Raw genomic sequence first — 16,054 nt, 5'->3', positions numbered from 1 at the left:
AGGGGGCTACTCGCGCGCGGACAGCAATAAGCAACGCTCAACAAGGGCAACGCACGACCGCGCGGAGCGGAAGGCGTGGAACAACTTGCGCTACAAGCGATTTCACTGAGGAACTGATTTGTGCTGTCGACCTCCAGCCGTCGTTCTCATCGGGATGGCCGCGCGGTCGTGCCGAAAATCAGTGTCCGGAAATAGCCGATTCGCCGGCGCAAACTCGTTACAAGACGTCGATTGTTGTCACGGGTTGAAACCAGCACAGATTTAAGGCGATAGCGCGTACGCTGATCGACATGGCTACCAAGGCCAAGGTCAAGGTCTGCGTACATTGCGGCCATACGTTCGATCCGAACGATCGACGGCGTGACCTGTCCGATCCGGACTGGCTTCCGGCCGCCTCAATTTATTGCTCGCATGAATGCGCCGACCGGTTCCATTGCGACATGGGACATTGCTGCTCGACCCGCGCGAAAGAGAAGGCTCGGCGCGAAGCCGCCAAGGCGGCACGATAAACAACGGCTTCCCAAATACGGGACTCGCCACTTTTTGCGACGGTCAGCGGTCCCTGATCCGGCGGACCACGACGATCACGACGACCGACGAGATCCCCACGAGCGACGCGATCACCACGGGCTTCTTGACGAATTCGACAGCGCGGGCCTTGAGGTCGTCGGCGAGACGGCGGGGGTTGGCGCGCTCGGCGAGTGAGTCGACGGTGGCCGCCAGCTGGTCGCGGGCGAGGTCGATGTCCCGCTTGATGGCCTCGGGGTCCCGGTCCGCCACGTGTCTGTCCTCCAAGTCCCAGTCTTCAGGTGATACACCCGCCCGCACTACCCTAGATCAGCCGGCGATAACCCCATCGCGCCGGTGAAGAGAAAGGACCCGTCTTGACCGAGACGACACGGCTCGCGCCGGGCGACAAGGCGCCCGCCTTCAGCTTGCTCGACGCCGACGGCAACAAGGTGTCGCTGGCCGACTACAAGGGACGCCGAGTGATCGTCTACTTCTATCCGGCCGCCTCGACGCCGGGATGCACCAAACAGGCGTGCGCCTTTCGCGACAACCTGAGCGAGCTCAACGACGCCGGCCTGGACGTCGTGGGCATCTCGCCGGACAAGCCCGAGAAGCTGGCGAAGTTTCGCGACGCCGAGAAGCTGACGTTCCCGCTGCTGTCCGATCCCGACCGCAAGGTGCTGACGGCGTGGGGCGCCTACGGCGAGAAGCAGATGTACGGCAAGACCGTCACCGGAGTGATCCGGTCAACCTTCGTGGTGGACGAAAAGGGCAAGATCGCCGTCGCCCAGTACAACGTCAAGGCGGCACACACGGCGACGAATATCCCGAAAATCATCGCCCAGCTTGGCTAGGCAGCAGCAAATTTGACCGGACCCTGATCAAACGACGCTGCACTGCACCAGGTTGGCTTCGCCCGACCCGGTCTTGGACTGAGTGTCCTTCACCGTCCCGTTGACGGTGATCGTGCATGTCGTCTTCTGACCTGTCGGATTCGCGGCGACGCTCAGCACCGCCGGTGGGCTGGTGTCCTTGCTGGTGAACGAGACCGACCACGGGACAGGCTGATTGTTCAGAATCTGCAGGACACCCGTTGCGTCGTAATACGACACCGCCGCCAACGGGGCATCCGACGTCACGGTGTACACCACCGCATCGCCCGGTGCACCGGCCGCGACCGGCGCCATCGTCAGCGGCGCCCCGACCGATAGCGCGAGGGCTAGGGCAAACAAGGACTTCATCAGTTCTCCGTTCTCGCCCCCGCTCACGGGTACTTTGCGCCCGCTCGCGCGTTTCAGCAACTCGTAGACGCAACGCCGGTCCGGTCGCGCACAAGGATCTCGCAAGCGTCATGGGGCAGACTTATGGCGCGTTCCTAGATGGAGACGCTTAAGGAGCCGACGATGAGGGACCGAGAAGACCCCGAGCAGTACATACGCGACCTGGAGCGCGGCGTCGGCCAGCCACCCGTGACGCCGCCCCAGCCCTTCACGACCGACTCGGGAAGTGGGGCGGTACCCGGGGAGACCTTCCGGCGGCGGCTTCCTAGCTTGGTCGAGCTGGCGAAGAATCCCCGAAAAAGGTTTCTCCTCATCTGTGGGGCCGCGGCCCTGGTCGCCATCGGGTGCTACATGGCGACTCACTACAACAAGGACACCGTGCACGGGCACCTCATCATGATCAACGCCGGTACGACGGGCACGATCGACTGCAACAACGGAAACCTCGAGCTGGACGGGGGCAACAACACCTACACCGTCACCGGCCACTGCCTGCGGCTCGACATCCGAGGTAGCGCAAACAAAGTCACCGTCGACAGCGCCGACACCATCGGCATCATCGGCGACGACAACCTGGTGACCTACCGGGGCGGTGCGCCGACGATCAACAGGACGGGAAGCAACAACATCGTCTCGCAGCGCAACCGCTGAAAACCTAGCCCAGGTTGGCTAACAGCAGCGCCTCGGCGATCGCCGCGCGCTCCAGCACGCCCAGGTGCACGCTCTCGTTGACGCTGTGCGCCTGGGTCGCCGGGTCTTCGACGCCGGTGACGAGGATCTTCGCCTTCGGGAACGCGGCGGCGAACTCAGCGATGAACGGGATCGAGCCGCCCATGCCCATATCGATCGGCTCGGCGTCCCAGGCCTGCCGGAAGGCCGCTCGCGCGGCGTCGTAAACGGGGCCGCTGGCGTCGATGGCGTAGGGCTCGCCCTTGTCGCCCCGCGTGACGCTGACCCGCGCCCCCCACGGGGCGTGCCGCTGCAGATGCGCGGTCAATGCGTCCAGGTGCGCCTCGGCGTCGCCGCCGGGCGCTATCCGCATGCTGACCTTGGCCCGAGCTCGCGGGATGAGCGTATTCGACGCTGCGGCAACGGGTGTCGTGTCGATGCCGATCACCGTGATCGCCGGTTTTGCCCAGAGCCGCTGGGGCACCGAACCCGAGCCGATCTCGGACACCCCGTCCAGCACACCGGAATCGGCGCGGACTCGCTCGGGCGGATAGTCGGGGTAATTGAGTGAGCTGATGTCGGTTTCGTACAGGCCGGCCACGGCGACGTTGCCGTCGTCGTCGTGCAGACTGGCCAGCAGCCGCACCAGGGCACTCAGCGCGTCGGGAACCACACCGCCCCACAGGCCCGAGTGCAGCCCGTGGTCGAGCGTGGCGACCTCGACCACGCAGTCGACCAGCCCACGCAACGAAACCGTCAGCGCGGGTGTGTCCGTGCTCCAGTTGTCCGAGTCCGCGATCACGATCACGTCGGCGGCCAGCGCGTCGCGCTGCGCGGCGAGCAATCGACCCAGCGACGGGGAGCCGGATTCCTCCTCGCCCTCGACGAAGACCGTCACGCCGACCGGCGGCTGGCCGCCATGGGCCAGAAACGCCGCCAAATGTGTTGCGACACCGGCCTTGTCGTCGGCGCTGCCACGGCCGTACAGCCGCCCGTTGCGTTCCGTCGGCTCGAAGGGCGGCGACGCCCACTGGCTGTGGTCACCTTCGGGCTGCACGTCGTGGTGGGCGTACAGCAACACGGTGGGCGCTCCTGGCGGCGCCGGATGCCGCGCGATGACGGCCGGCGCCCCGCCCTCGCTGACAATGCGCACGTCGCCAAAACCGGCCTGCGACAACAGGTCCGCGACGGCCCGTGCGCTGCGGTGCACCTCGTCGCGGCGGGCGGGGTCAGCCCACACCGATTCGATCCGCACCAGGTCCTCGAGGTCGCGGCGCACCGACGGCAACACCTCGCGGACGCGATCCGCTATTCCGCGAGCACTCAAGGGGTCTCCAGGATGGCGACCGCGGCGGCGGTGTCCCCTTCGTGCGTCAGCGACACGTGGATCGTCACGTCGGCCAGATGCTTGGCGATGTCGCCGGTCAGCCGCACGCGGGGGCGGCCCCACATGTCGGTGACCACCTCGATGTCGCGGTGGATGTCCTCCGGCAACACGGGCCGCTGCGCGAACCGCGACACCGACCACGCCTTGATCACCGCCTCCTTCGCCGCCCAGCGGGCCGCCAGGTGACGCGCCGCCGACGAGCTCTTGTCCGACGCGTCGCGCCGCTCGCCCGGGGTGAACGTTTCGGAGAAAGCCGTGCCCGGTTGGTCGACCTGCTCGGCGAAATCAGGGATGGAGACGAGATCAATCCCCACACCGACAATGCCCATGGCTGGCCAGGCTAACGGATAACCGAAGTCACCCGACGTAGGCCTCGTCCTCGCCCAGGCGGGCGGCCGGATTCAGCAGCATCGCCGCCTCCTGCCGCTTCTCCGGCGCGTCATGGTCGAAGCGACGGTCCGGGGGCCGCTGATACATCGGCGGGCCGCCGGCGATGGCCGACACGAGTCGGCGCTGACCGGCCAGCAAGCGCGCGTCCGCACGCCGCTGATAGTCGGCGCGCTGATCCGGGTCCAGCGCCGCGATGAACGCCTGCGGGTGTACCAGCGCGACGAGCCCGGACACGTGGCCGAACCCGAGGCTGGTCAACATTCCCGCCTTGAGCGGGAATTTCTCACCCAGCCGCAGCGTCTCACGCACCCACACGAAGTGCGAGGAGCCCGCCAATTCGTCGTCGACGCAGTCCAAGCTGCGGTTGGGCGGGATGACCCCGTCGCGCAGCATCTGGCACAGGCCCATCGTCTGGAAGACCGCGGCACCGCCCTTGGCGTGACCGGTGAGGCTCTTCTGCGACACCACGAACAACGGGGCGCCCGGCGAGCGGCCCAGCGAGTCGGCCAGCCGCTCATGCAGCTCGGTCTCGTTGGGATCGTTGGCCAGTGTCGACGTGTCGTGCTTGGAGATCACGGCGATGTCGTCGGCGCCCACACCCAGCTTGTTCAGCGCACGCGCCAGCGGCGAGTCCTTGCCGCCGCGGCCCGCGCCCAGCGCACCCAGTCCCGGGGCCGGAATCGAGGTGTGCACGCCGTCGCCGAACGACTGCGCGAACGCGACCACCGCGAGCACCGGCAGGCCCATCTTCAGGGCCAGGTCACCGCGCGCCAGCAGAATCGTGCCGCCACCCTGTGCCTCGACGAAGCCCAGCCGGCGCCGGTCGTTGGGCCGGGAGAACTTCGAGTCGTGGATTCCCCGGCCGCGCATCATGCCGGTGTCCGCGGTGGCGGCCATGTCGCCGAAGCCGATGATGCCCTCGAGCGTCAGGTCGTCGATGCCACCGGCCACCACCATCTCGGCCTTGCCCAGCCGGATCTTGTCGAGGCCCTCCTCCATCGACACGGCGGCGGTCGCGCAGGCTGCGACGGGGTGGATCATCGCGCCGTAGCTGCCGATGTAGGACTGAACCACGTGTGCGGCAACGATATTCGGCAGCACCTCTTGGAAGATGTCGTTCGGCTTGTTACGGCCCAACAGGTTCCCGTGGTACATCGTCTGCATCGACGTGCCACCACCCATGCCGGTACCCATGGTGTTGGCCACCATGCTCGGGTGCACGTAGCGCATCACCTCGGCCGGGCTGAAGCCGGCCGACAGGAACGCGTCGACGGTCGCCACGATGTTCCACACGGCAAGCCGGTCAATGGAACTCGCCATGTCGGGGCTGATGCCCCACACCGTCGGGTCGAACCCGGTCGGCACCTGACCGCCGACGACGCGGGACAGCTTGGTCTTGCGCGGCACCCGGATCTCGGTGCCCGCCTTGCGGATCACCTGCCAGTCACTCGAGTCGGGCACCGGCCGGATGATCGTGTGCTCCGGGTCGAACTCGACGAACGCGCGCGCGTCGGCCTCCGAGGACACCACGAAGGCGAAATCCTTCTCCAGGAACACCGACACCAGCAGCGGGGACGCGTGATCGGGGTCGATCGCGCCGTCGTCGACGAACTCGCGAATCCCACAGCGTTCCACCACGGTGTCGTGGTAGCGCTCGACCAGCTCGGACTCGTCGACCAGATCACCGGATTCGGTGTCGTACCAACCGGGTTGGGGGTCGTCTTCCCAGCGGATCAGCCCGGTGGTCCACGCCAGCTCCAGCACACCGGCCGCCGACAGCTCGTTGTCGACCTCCATCTCGAAGCGGGTGCGCGACGAACCGTACGGTCCGAGCTCGGCGCCGCCGACGATCACCACCAGGTCGGCCGGGTCGACGTCCAGGTCGGCCCACTCCGGCGGTGGCGCGGGGCGGTACCCGCGCGGCGGGGATGGCAGCGCGCGAATGGTGCCCGCGGCCGCGTCATCGTCGTCCTCGCTGGCGGCCTCGGTCGACATCTCCTCGCGCGCCTTGGCGGCGAGTTCGGCCATGTCGAGGTTGGCCTCGGCGAGGCCGCCGGTCAGATCCGCCTCGATCGGCTTGCTGGCCGCGGCCACCTTGGACTCCACATCGCACAGGCCGAGCAGCATCGCGGCCATCTCGTCGGTGGAATAGGTGGTGACGCCGGCCTCCTCCACGGCCGACACGATGGCGTCGTTGTGGCCCATCAGCCCGGTGCCGCGCGTCCAGCCGATCAGCGCGTGCGCCAAGCTGACTCGGGCCGCCCACGACGACTCCGCGTGCCAGCGGCTCACCAGCGCGTCCAGCGCCGACTTGGCCTCGCCGTAGGCGCCGTCGCCGCCGAACATGCCGCGGTTGGGCGAGCCCGGCAGCACCACGTGCAGGCGCGACGCGATGTCACGTTCCGCGCCGATCTTCGACAGACCGCCGATCAACCGCTGCACGGCCCACAGCAGGACCTTCATTTCCATCTCGGAGCGCGAACCGGCCTCGGACAGGTCGCCCGCGACGCGCGGGGCCGCGAACGGGAACAACAGCGTCGGGGTCTGCGCATCCTTGATGTGAATGGATTGCGGCCCAAGGCTTTCGGTCTGCTCGGTGCCGACCCACTCGACCAGGGCGTCGATATCGGAGTAGGACGCCATGTTGGCCGCCACCACCCACAGGGCCGCCCCGTAACGGGCGTGGTCACGGTAGAGCCCGCGGTAGAACGCCAGCCGCTCGTCGTCGAGCTTGGACGTCGTCGCGATGACGGTGGCGCCGCCGTCGAGCAGCCGCGCGACCACCGAGGCCGCGATCGAACCCTTGGAAGCGCCCGTCACCACGGCGACCTCGCTGCTGGACGGACCCGGCAGCGGGTTCTCGGCGCCGGCGGCGATGCGGCCGTACAGCGACGCGTGGATCTGGCGGCCGGCGGCCAGCGACTTGCCCTGCCACCAGGTGGCCTGGGTGGCGACGACGTGGCCCGCGCCCTCGAACCGCTCGGACAGCCGCATCCAGTCGGCGTCGATGTCGCCCTCGTCGGTCAGCCACAACTTGACCAGGTCCTCGCGGGCACTGGCCCAGCGGTCGTCGAACACGACGGCCTTCTTGGCGTCGAACACCGGAGCCACCAAACGTGGCCAGTCCGCGCCCAATTCGGCGGTGACCAAGTCGATGAGCTCGGCATCGGTGGCCGCCGGCGACACGCTCACTGGGTCGTCGAGGCCCAGCTGGCCCAGCACCAGGCGGGCCGCCGAGGCCAGCACGCCGTCGCGACCGGTGATCTGGTCGGTGAATTCGGAGAGTGCGGCCGCGTCGATGGTCGCGCCGCCACCACCGCCCGCCGAGGGCAGCGACACCGAAATGCCGTGTCGCGCGGCGACCGACGTGACGGCCGCGTCGATGACCTTGTCGACGGAGGCGGCATCGGCCAGCGCACCCTCGTGCAGGTGGCCCATCGCGCCGCCACGAACGCTGGTGCCCTCGCGGGTGCCCAGCGCCACTTCCACCGTGACGTGCTTGGCCCAACCCTCGCCCAGCTCCCAGGTCTTCTTGACCCGCTCGGCGATCGCGGCCGGCCGCTTGCCCGACGGCCCCAGCACCGTGCGCAGTTGGTCGTTGATCGCGTCGGAAAGCACCGGGCCGTAAGGCTTGTACGTGCGCGCCAGCTTGGTCACCTGCGCGCGCAGACCGGCCAGATCGGCCTCGGCGGCGCCGTCGATGGCCCCCAGGTTCAGCTCCGAACCCAGGTCCACCAGCAGCTGGTTACGCCGCGACGACGCGCCGTCGGTGATGGACTCGATGGAGTCCAGTTGTTCGATCTGGTCGATGCGCATCTTGGCCGACAGCGCGATGAGCGCCAGGGTGGCGTCGGCGGCGTCGAACGTGATGTCGTCCGGCCGAGCTGCCCCCGACGGCGCGGCCGGTGCGGAAACCGGCGCGGCCGCAGCGGTTTCCGGCGCCGCCGCGTCCGCGGTGGCCGCGGCGGAATCGTCGACCTCGTCCTCGGGCTCCGGCTCCGGGTCGGTGTCGGTGGCGAACAGCACGGCGGCGTCACGCTCGGCGTTGAGGACTTCGACGGTGCTGTGCGCGTATTCGGGCAGCTTGAGCGTGTTGGTCGCGAGGCCGGCGACGGTCGGCGCCGACTTGACACCGATCTCGACGAACCGCTCCACACCGAGACCACCCGCGGCCTCCTCGGTGAACAGCAGGTCCTGGGTCTCGATCCAGCGCACCGGGCTGGCGAACTGCCAGGCCAGCAGCTCGATCAACACCTTGCGGGCCAGCTCGGCCGGCCGCTCACGACGCCAGGTGTCGTAGTCGGCGAGGATCTCGTCGAGCGGCTCGGCGGGCACCAAATCCCTGATCTCCTGGACGAAGTCGCGATCGAGGGTGAACGGTCGCGGCACCAGGTTCGGGATGTAGCGACCGATGATGATGTCCGGATCCTTATCACGCGGCATCACCCGCTCCAGCGCGCGCCGGAAGTCGGCCACGCCGACCCGCAATACCCGCGAGTGGAAAGGCACGTCGATGCCCGGCACCAGGATGAACGAGCGCCGGCCGCCGGTGAGCTCGCGCCGACGCTCGACCTCGGCCTCCAGTGCCTCCAGGCCGCGCACGGTGCCGGCGATCGCGTACTGCGAGCCACGCAGGTTGAAGTTCACGATCTCGAGGAATTCACCCGTGCTCTCGGCGATCCCGGCGACGAACGCCGGAACCTCTTCGTCGGGCAGGTCGATCTGCGAGGGCCGGATCGCCGCGAGTCGGTAGTTGGAGCGACCCAGCTCGTCGCGCGGCACGATGTCGTGCATCTTCGACCCGCGGTGAAACACCATCTCCAGCAAGGCTTCCAGCTCATAGATGCCGGTCACGCAGGCCAGGGCGGTGTATTCACCGACGGAGTGGCCGCACGCGATGGCGCCTTCGACGAACGCACCCTGCTCACGCATCTCGGCGACCTGCGCGGCGGCCACGGTCGCCATCGCCACCTGGGTGAACTGCGTCAGGTACAGCACGCCCTCAGGGTGGTTGTAGTGCACGCCGCTGGCGATGATGCTGGTCGGGTTGTCGCGCACCACGTGCAGCACCGAGAAGCCCAGCGTGTCGCGGGTGAACTTGTCGGCGGCGTCCCACACCTTGCGCGCCGCCTTGGACCGGGCCCGGACCTCCATGCCCATGCCCTTGTGCTGGATGCCCTGCCCGGGGAACGCGTAGACGGTCCTCGGGGAGCCCAGCCGCGCGGTGGCCGACATCACCAGGTCCGAACCGACCCGGGCGGCCACCTCCAAAACCTCGGCGCCCCGGTCGATTCCGACGCGATCCACCCGGAAATCGACCTCGTCACCGGGGCGCACCATGCCCAGGAAACGCGCCGTCCAGCCGACCAGCCGAGCGGGCGGGCGGGCCTTGCCGTCGGTCGCGGTCGCCGCGTGCTGCGCCGCAGCCGACAGCCACATACCGTGCACAATCGGCGATTCCAGCCCGGCCAGCAGCGCGGCCGCCCGGTCGGTGTGAATCGGGTTGTGGTCGCCGGATACCACCGCGAACGGGCGCATGTCCACCGGCGCCGTCAGCGTGACGTCGCGACGGCGACGACGGGGCGTGTCGGTCGCATTCTCCGACACCGCCCCGCCGGCCCGGACCGGATCGGTGAGCTCGGCCGCGCCGGTGCGCCCGAGGATCGCGAAACGCTCCGCGAGCGTGGCGATTACCGCACCGTCCGCATCCGAAATAGACACCGAGACCGGGACCACCCGGCCCATGTCCGTGTCGAGGGCGCCCGAAGCCGTTGCGGTGACGGTCAATTGGGCCCGCACCTTCGGCAGCGTGCCGACCACGTGGGCGGCGTGGTCCAGATGCACCAGGCTCAGCAGGCCCTCGACCACCGGGACACCGGAATCGGTGACCGCCGAGCCGATGGCCGCGAAAACGGCGGGCCAGCAAGGGCCGACGAGCGCGTCGGGCACGGTGGTGAGGCTCGGCGCCAGCGGCTCGCCGAAGACGGCCGTGACGCCGGTGTGATCGGCAACCCGCTCGGGATCCCAGTCCACCGTCAGGGTGGCGGTCCCGTTGGTGACCGGGGGAAGGAGGTCCGGCCCGTCGACGCCCGCGGCGATCGCCAGGACCGCGCGCATGGCGGCGGTGGCGTCCTCGGTGGACACCACCGGGGTGCCGCCGTCAACGGTGTTGGCGGGCAACTGGAATGGGATGTCGACCCACGCGCCCGACACGGGCACGCTCAGCACGACGCCGTCGCCGTTGACCTCGAGCCGCGCCCCGGTGGAGGAGTGGGTGGCACGCTGGCTTTCCGGTCCGTCATGCACCAGCCAGTCGTTCGGGTCGGCGATCCGATGAACAGGGTTGGTCGTGGTGCGGCCGGCCCACTGCACGTCGGGCGCGTCGAGCACGACGGCCAGCGGTCCCGTCACGTCCGCGCGGCCGCGCCGGCGCGACGTGACCGGCCGGGGCTCCGCCCCCGCGGCCAGCGTTTCGTCTATGGCAGCTTGCTCGAAGCGGTCCAAGAGCTCGCCGACGGGCTCGTCCATCCGGGTGATGCCGGCCACCGCCGCGGTGCCCGGGATGATGCACACCTGGTCGGCGTCGTAACGGGCGTCATGGGCCTGCCACAGCGAGTCGCTGCGCCACCAGCGCCGCACGTCCTTGTCGATGACCGGCACGAAGTTGACCGGCTTGCCCAGGGTCTTGCACAGCGTGACGAAGAACGGCACATCGGCCGGGTGCAGCTGCACGGTTTCGGCGTCCGGGTAGCGGGCGAGCAGCAGCTCGATCGCCGCCTCGGGGTTCTCCAGCAGCTCGCTGTCGGCGAAGGCCGTCTCGATCGGCCCGAAATCCTTTGGGTGCAAACGCGCTTCGGCGCGCTGCAGCATCTGCTGGAAACGGTCGCGCCAGGTGTCGGCCAGCCAGGGGCTGCCGGGGGACGCCGTGTCGGCGGTCGAATCGCCGTCGCCGATGGCCAGTTCGACGTAGCGCCGCAACCACTGCAGGTAGGTCATCTCCCCCACGTCGCCGAAATACGGCTTGGCGGTGTTGGCCATCGCCGCGATGATCTGGTCGCGGCGCTCGGCGACCGCGTCGGCGTCGCCGGCGACCTCGTCGAGCAGCCGCCCGCACCGCGAGGCGCTGTTGTCGATCTCGTGGATGTCGGCGCCGAGCTGGCTACGGCTAGAAGCCATGCCGCCCTGGGCTTTTCCGGCGCTGATCCACCGGTCGGTGCCCGTGGTTTCGACCAGCATCCGCTTGACCGACGGCGAGGTGGTGGACTCGAGCGTCGCCATCGCCGCGGTGCCGACCAGGATGCCGTCGATCGGCATCAACGGGAAGCCGTAGGCCTCGGCCCAGCGCCCGGACAGGTATTCGGCCGCCCGCTCCGGGGTGCCGATGCCGCCGCCGACGCAGACCGTGATGTTGGGCCGCGACCGCAGTTCCGAATACGTCGCCAGCAGCAGGTCGTCCAGGTCCTCCCAGGAGTGGTGCCCGCCGGCGCGGCCGCCCTCGATGTGCATGATCACCGGCTTGGTGGGCACCTCGGTCGCGATGCGGATGACCGAGCGGATCTGCTCGACCGTGCCGGGCTTGAACACCACGTGGCTGATGCCGACGTCGTTGAGCTCGTCGATCAATTCGACGGCTTCCTCGAGGTCCGGGATGCCGGCGCTGATCACCAGGCCGTCGATCGCGGCGCCGGACTGACGCGCCTTCTGCACCAGCCGCTTGCCGCCGACCTGCAGCTTCCACAGGTAGGGATCGAGGAACAGGGCGTTGAACTGGTAGGTGCGGCCGGGCTCGAGCAGTCCCGAGAGCTCCTCGATGCGGTCGGCGAAGATTTCTTCGGTGACCTGCCCACCGCCGGCCAGCTCGGCCCAGTGCCCGGCGTTGGCCGCGGCCGCGACGATCTTGGCGTCGACGGTGGTCGGGGTCATGCCGGCGAGCAGGATCGGCGAGCGTCCGGTCAGCCGAGTGAACTTCGTCGAGAGCTTGACCCGGCCGTCGGGAAGGCGGACCACGCCGGGGGCGTAGGTCGACCACGCCCGGGCGACCTCGGGGGTGGCCCCGACGGTGAAGAGGTTGCGCTGACCCCCGCGGGTGGCGGCGGGCACGATGCCGACACCGAGGCCGCGGATCACCGGCGCGGTCAGCCGGGTCAGGATGTCCCCGGGCCCCAGGTCGAGAATCCAGCGGGCGCCGGCTTGGTGAACGCTCGTGATCTCGTCCACCCAGTCGACGCCATTCACCAGGATGGCCTCGGTCAGCTTCCGGGCCAGCGCGACGTCGATGCCGACCTTCTCGGCCCAGCTCCCGACAATGTCGATGCCGTCGACCAGCCGCGGCGTGTGGAAGCCCACCTCGACCCGGACCGGGTCGAAGACCGGCGCGAACACGTCGCCGCCGCGGATCTTGTTCTTGCGGTCGGCCTCTTCCTTATCGGAGATCTGCTGGCAATACAGTTCGAAGCGCGAAAGCTGCTCGGGGGTGCCCGTGATGACGACCGACCGTCGGCCGTTGCGGATGGACAGGACCGGGGGCAGCACGGTCCGCACATCCTGGGCGAACTCGTCGAGCAGCCGGCGAATGCGTTCAGGGTCGGCGTTGGTCACCGAGACCATCGGCGGGCGGTCGCCCAGCACGGAGATCCCGCGGCGGCGGGCGACCAGCGTCCCGGCCGCGCCGATCAGCTGGGCCAGCGCCAGTAGCTCGATGTCGCGGGCGCCCGCGGCGTTGAACGCCTCGACGGCGAGCACGCCCTGCGAATGCCCGACGACGGCCACCGGCGGCGTCGCGGTCCAATCCATGCCCTGCCGGGCCAGCGCACGCGCCGCCGCGATCTGGGTGAGCAGCACGCCGGGGATCGACACCGCGGCCGACGTCAGGTGCTTGTCCGACGGAACCGGATCCTCGGCGGCCAGCGCGCGCACCCACCTCAGCGGCTCGAAACCGATCGGACGCACTACAACCAGCTCTTTGGCCACCGGCTCGAGCAGCAGTTCCACCTCGCCGACCAGCGTTGCCAGATCGGACTCGATCCCCGCCGACGACACCAGCTCTTCGAGGGTCTCCAGCCAGGCGCTGCCCTGCCCGCCGAAGGCGATGGCGTACGGCTCACCGGCCGTCAGACGGTCGACCAGAGCATGGGCGCTGTGCGGGCTGTTCCCGTCGCGGTCGGCGGACACCCGGTCGTGCTCGTGGATCGTCACCTTCTATCTCTCCCCTGCTTGCGTCTTTACATCTCGGTCATTCGGCCGTTCCCGACGGTGGGGGCCTGTTGTCATAACGTCGATTCCCCGTCGAATCACAGCCGGAGGACGGCTGGCCGGTGTGCTGTCGCGGGCCACCCCAACGGTCGAGCGGGGCGGCGGACGGCATCGGCTGTACTAAGAGTGTCATAAGGATCAGTGCCCTTTTTGCATGTTGATCGGTTACTGGTGAGTTCTACGCACGGGTAACCGTGTCGTGGGTAACACCGGGTTTAACCGCCCGCGCGGGCGCGGCGAACAAACCTGCTGCATGCAGGTGGTTACGGTCGAGTAGCTATAACTGCGCTGATCAAGGCACGATTGTTATGTAATCGTTATGTTAAAAAAATCGGCTCGCTTAACTGCCGTTGACGCCGCGTCAGTCCCGTCGGCCCGACCCGCGACGGCTGAAAATGAGCGAACGAGTGTTTGCTGGAAGTCGGGCCGTGGGGACGCTAGGCCCACTGACCGAATTGCGGTTTGAGGATTTCGTTGACGTCGACCCCCACCCCGCCGACGCTTCGTTTGTCGATCTCCACCTGATGCAGGCTCGCGGCCGGATGGGTGAAGCCCTTCGGCGAGCCCCAGTTGTGCTGCCAGAAGTACGAGCCGAGGCCGTCGTGCAGTGCCCAGTCGATGGTTTTCGAATTGGCGTACACGCCGGTGCGCTCGTGCCCAATCACCGACTCCCAGGAACGCAGGTACGGAACTATCTGCTGCTTGTACTGCTCGTACGACGGGTCGTCGTCGATCGACGCATAGATCGGGGCGTTCGCCGGACCGCCGGCGGCGGCGTGCAATTGCATCCCGCGCTGCGCGTGTTGCAGCCCCGCGGCTGCCCCGCCCAGCCAGTCGGCCGTGGACCCCTTGCCGTACTGGTAGCACGAGACGATCTTGAGCCCGTTGCTGCTCAGGTCACGGGCTTCACCCACCTGGATCGGCTTGCCCAGCATCCAGTTGCCGCCCGGCCGGCGGTCCGAGACGTAGCGAATGGATCCGACCGCTCCGGCGGCCCTGATCTGGCTCGCCGGGATCACCCCCGCCGCGTAATCGAGCAGAGTGCCCAATGACGCTGAGGCCGGCGCGGCCCGCAACGACGCCGCCCCGACGCACAGCCCTACCAGGCCCGGGGCCGCGGCTGCGAATTTGAGCACGTCACGGCGCGAGACCGACACATGCCACAGGGTACGACAGGAACATCACTTGTCACATCAACCGCTTAAGCATCAGAGATCACATATGCATCACATCGGCGCATCGCCCGGCAGCACGATGACGATGATGGCCTCCAGGCCCCGGCGGGCGGTCTGCCGCGAGATCTCGTCAAGGAAATGGGCCGCCGCCGGGCTTATGGATCCGGCCCAGGCCCGGAACCCCTGCACCATCACCGGGTCGTTCACCAGCAACGGTTGCACCCGCCGCAGCACGCCGACCACGTCTTCGGGCAACGGATCAGCCACTTGCGCGTCGATCCAGGTGCGCGCGAGTTCTGTTGCCGCGGAATCGCTTTCGTCTAACGCAACCACGTCGTTGGCGAGTTTGCGCAGCCGGTCGAAGAGCACTTGATGTCCCGGCGTCTCGGCCAGTTGCTCCAGCAGCGTGCTGGCCGCCGGGGGCAACGCCATCTGCCCGAACAAAGCGGGAACCGGCAGCTCCCACCCGTCGAAGAGCTGGGCGTACATCTCGGTGACGGACGGGGAGAGCGGGGCGGTGAGCCTGCCGATGACGCCGATGCTGTCGCGATGCCTCGTCGCCAGCCTGCGCAGGATGTCTTCGTTGAGGCCGGACGGGCCGGTATCGGTTGCGGCATCGATCGCCGCGATCAGCTGATCGAGCCGATCGCGCTCGCGCACCAGCAAGGTGCGGTGCTCGTCGAGCAGCTCGGCCAGGGTGGTCTGGCCCCCGTCGAGCAAGCGCTGGATGTCGTTGATGCCGACGCCGAGGCTTCTCATCAGGTCGATGCGAAGCAGCTCGAGCACCTGGTCGACGTCGAAGACGCGGTAGCCGTTGCTCAGGTATTCGGCGTGCAGCAACCCAATTTTCTCGTAGTGGCGGATGCGGCCCGATGCGATTCCGGTCAGGGCCGCAACGTCGCCGATCAGCAACTGCTCAGCCACGGCTTGACCTTACAACTGTCACAAGGTCTGTACTGGGCATATGGAGCGTGACCAGCTCGTCGACCTGACGCGGCGTGCGTTGAAGCTGGCGCGTGACAAGACGACCGACCTCGCGCCGTCGCAGCATCGGGTGGACGCACGGGATTACACGTCGGTCGAGCGGCACGAACGGGATCGGGCCATGCTGCTGGCCAGCCCGCAGTTGGTCGGCTACGTCTCGGAGCTGCCGGCTCCGGGCGCGTACTGCACCAAGACGGTGATGGGTCGATCGATCCTGCTGACGCGCACGTCAGCGGGTGCGGTCAAGGCGTTCGACAACGTCTGCCTGCACCGTCAATCGCAGGTCGCGACGGGGTGCGGCAGGGCGAAGCGGTTCACGTGTCCCTACCACGCGTGGACGTACGACAACACGGGGCGCTTGGTGGCGCTTCCGGGACGTGAGGGGTTCCCGGAGGCGTCGATCGCAA

General features: G+C 68.3%; 11 protein-coding genes. 4 read left to right on the top strand and 7 right to left on the bottom strand.

All coding sequences use genetic code 11. The features are described 5' to 3' along the window. Window positions 1-290: 290 nt before the first annotated feature. Window positions 291-509: a ferric uptake regulation protein gene (locus N415_RS30470; protein WP_081665087.1), complete on the top strand. Its 219-nt coding sequence runs from the start codon at window positions 291-293 to the stop codon at window positions 507-509. 43 nt (window positions 510-552) lie between these two features. Here the strand turns inward: N415_RS30470 and N415_RS05835 are convergent, their stop codons facing one another. After that, the gene (locus N415_RS05835; protein ID WP_068135488.1) at window positions 553-780 is read right to left on the bottom strand and encodes a DUF3618 domain-containing protein; all 228 of its coding nucleotides are present in this window, start codon (window positions 778-780) and stop codon (window positions 553-555) included. Between the two features lie 104 nt (window positions 781-884). On the opposite strand from N415_RS05835, the gene bcp reads away from it, so the two are divergent. Beyond that, window positions 885-1,364, top strand: coding sequence for a thioredoxin-dependent thiol peroxidase (gene bcp / locus N415_RS05830; protein WP_068178199.1), 480 nt, complete (start codon window positions 885-887; stop codon window positions 1,362-1,364). Between the two features lie 27 nt (window positions 1,365-1,391). Here bcp and N415_RS05825 read toward each other — a convergent pair whose 3' ends face one another. After that, window positions 1,392-1,751 carry an MmpS family transport accessory protein gene (locus N415_RS05825; protein WP_152531256.1) on the bottom strand — a complete coding sequence of 120 codons (360 nt, stop codon included), beginning with the start codon at window positions 1,749-1,751 and terminating at the stop codon, window positions 1,392-1,394. Window positions 1,752-1,913: 162 nt separating this feature from the next. On the opposite strand from N415_RS05825, the gene N415_RS05820 reads away from it, so the two are divergent. After that, window positions 1,914-2,441, top strand: coding sequence for a DUF3060 domain-containing protein (locus tag N415_RS05820; RefSeq protein ID WP_161630277.1), 528 nt, complete (start codon window positions 1,914-1,916; stop codon window positions 2,439-2,441). A gap of 4 nt (window positions 2,442-2,445) precedes the next feature. Here the strand turns inward: N415_RS05820 and N415_RS05815 are convergent, their stop codons facing one another. From N415_RS05815 to N415_RS05795, 5 genes are all read right to left on the bottom strand, one after another. Further along, the gene (locus tag N415_RS05815) at window positions 2,446-3,786 is read right to left on the bottom strand and encodes a dipeptidase (protein WP_068178189.1); all 1,341 of its coding nucleotides are present in this window, start codon (window positions 3,784-3,786) and stop codon (window positions 2,446-2,448) included. Then, window positions 3,783-4,175 (bottom strand): holo-ACP synthase, encoded by a 393-nt coding sequence (locus N415_RS05810; RefSeq protein ID WP_066928483.1) that lies wholly within the window; start codon window positions 4,173-4,175, stop codon window positions 3,783-3,785. Before N415_RS05810 ends, N415_RS05815 begins: the two co-directional genes overlap by 4 nt. A gap of 28 nt (window positions 4,176-4,203) precedes the next feature. Continuing rightward, the gene (locus N415_RS05805; RefSeq protein WP_068178186.1) at window positions 4,204-13,431 is read right to left on the bottom strand and encodes a type I polyketide synthase; all 9,228 of its coding nucleotides are present in this window, start codon (window positions 13,429-13,431) and stop codon (window positions 4,204-4,206) included. A 494-nt stretch (window positions 13,432-13,925) separates the two neighbouring features. Beyond that, window positions 13,926-14,645, bottom strand: a complete 720-nt coding sequence (locus N415_RS05800) for a DUF1906 domain-containing protein (protein WP_068178184.1) — start codon at window positions 14,643-14,645, stop codon at window positions 13,926-13,928. A gap of 69 nt (window positions 14,646-14,714) precedes the next feature. Beyond that, window positions 14,715-15,587: a MerR family transcriptional regulator gene (locus N415_RS05795; protein ID WP_068178180.1), complete on the bottom strand. Its 873-nt coding sequence runs from the start codon at window positions 15,585-15,587 to the stop codon at window positions 14,715-14,717. 40 nt (window positions 15,588-15,627) lie between these two features. Here N415_RS05795 and N415_RS05790 point away from each other — a divergent pair. Beyond that, window positions 15,628-16,054: Rieske (2Fe-2S) protein (locus tag N415_RS05790; protein WP_152531255.1), on the top strand; the 427-nt coding region annotated here is incomplete at its 3' end.

The sequence above is a fragment of the Mycobacterium sp. UM_CSW genome (assembly GCF_000455205.1).
Taxonomy (GTDB): domain Bacteria; phylum Actinomycetota; class Actinomycetes; order Mycobacteriales; family Mycobacteriaceae; genus Mycobacterium.
The sequence above is the reverse complement of the archived record's forward strand: the minus strand, read 5'-3'. Positions and strand labels throughout refer to the sequence as shown.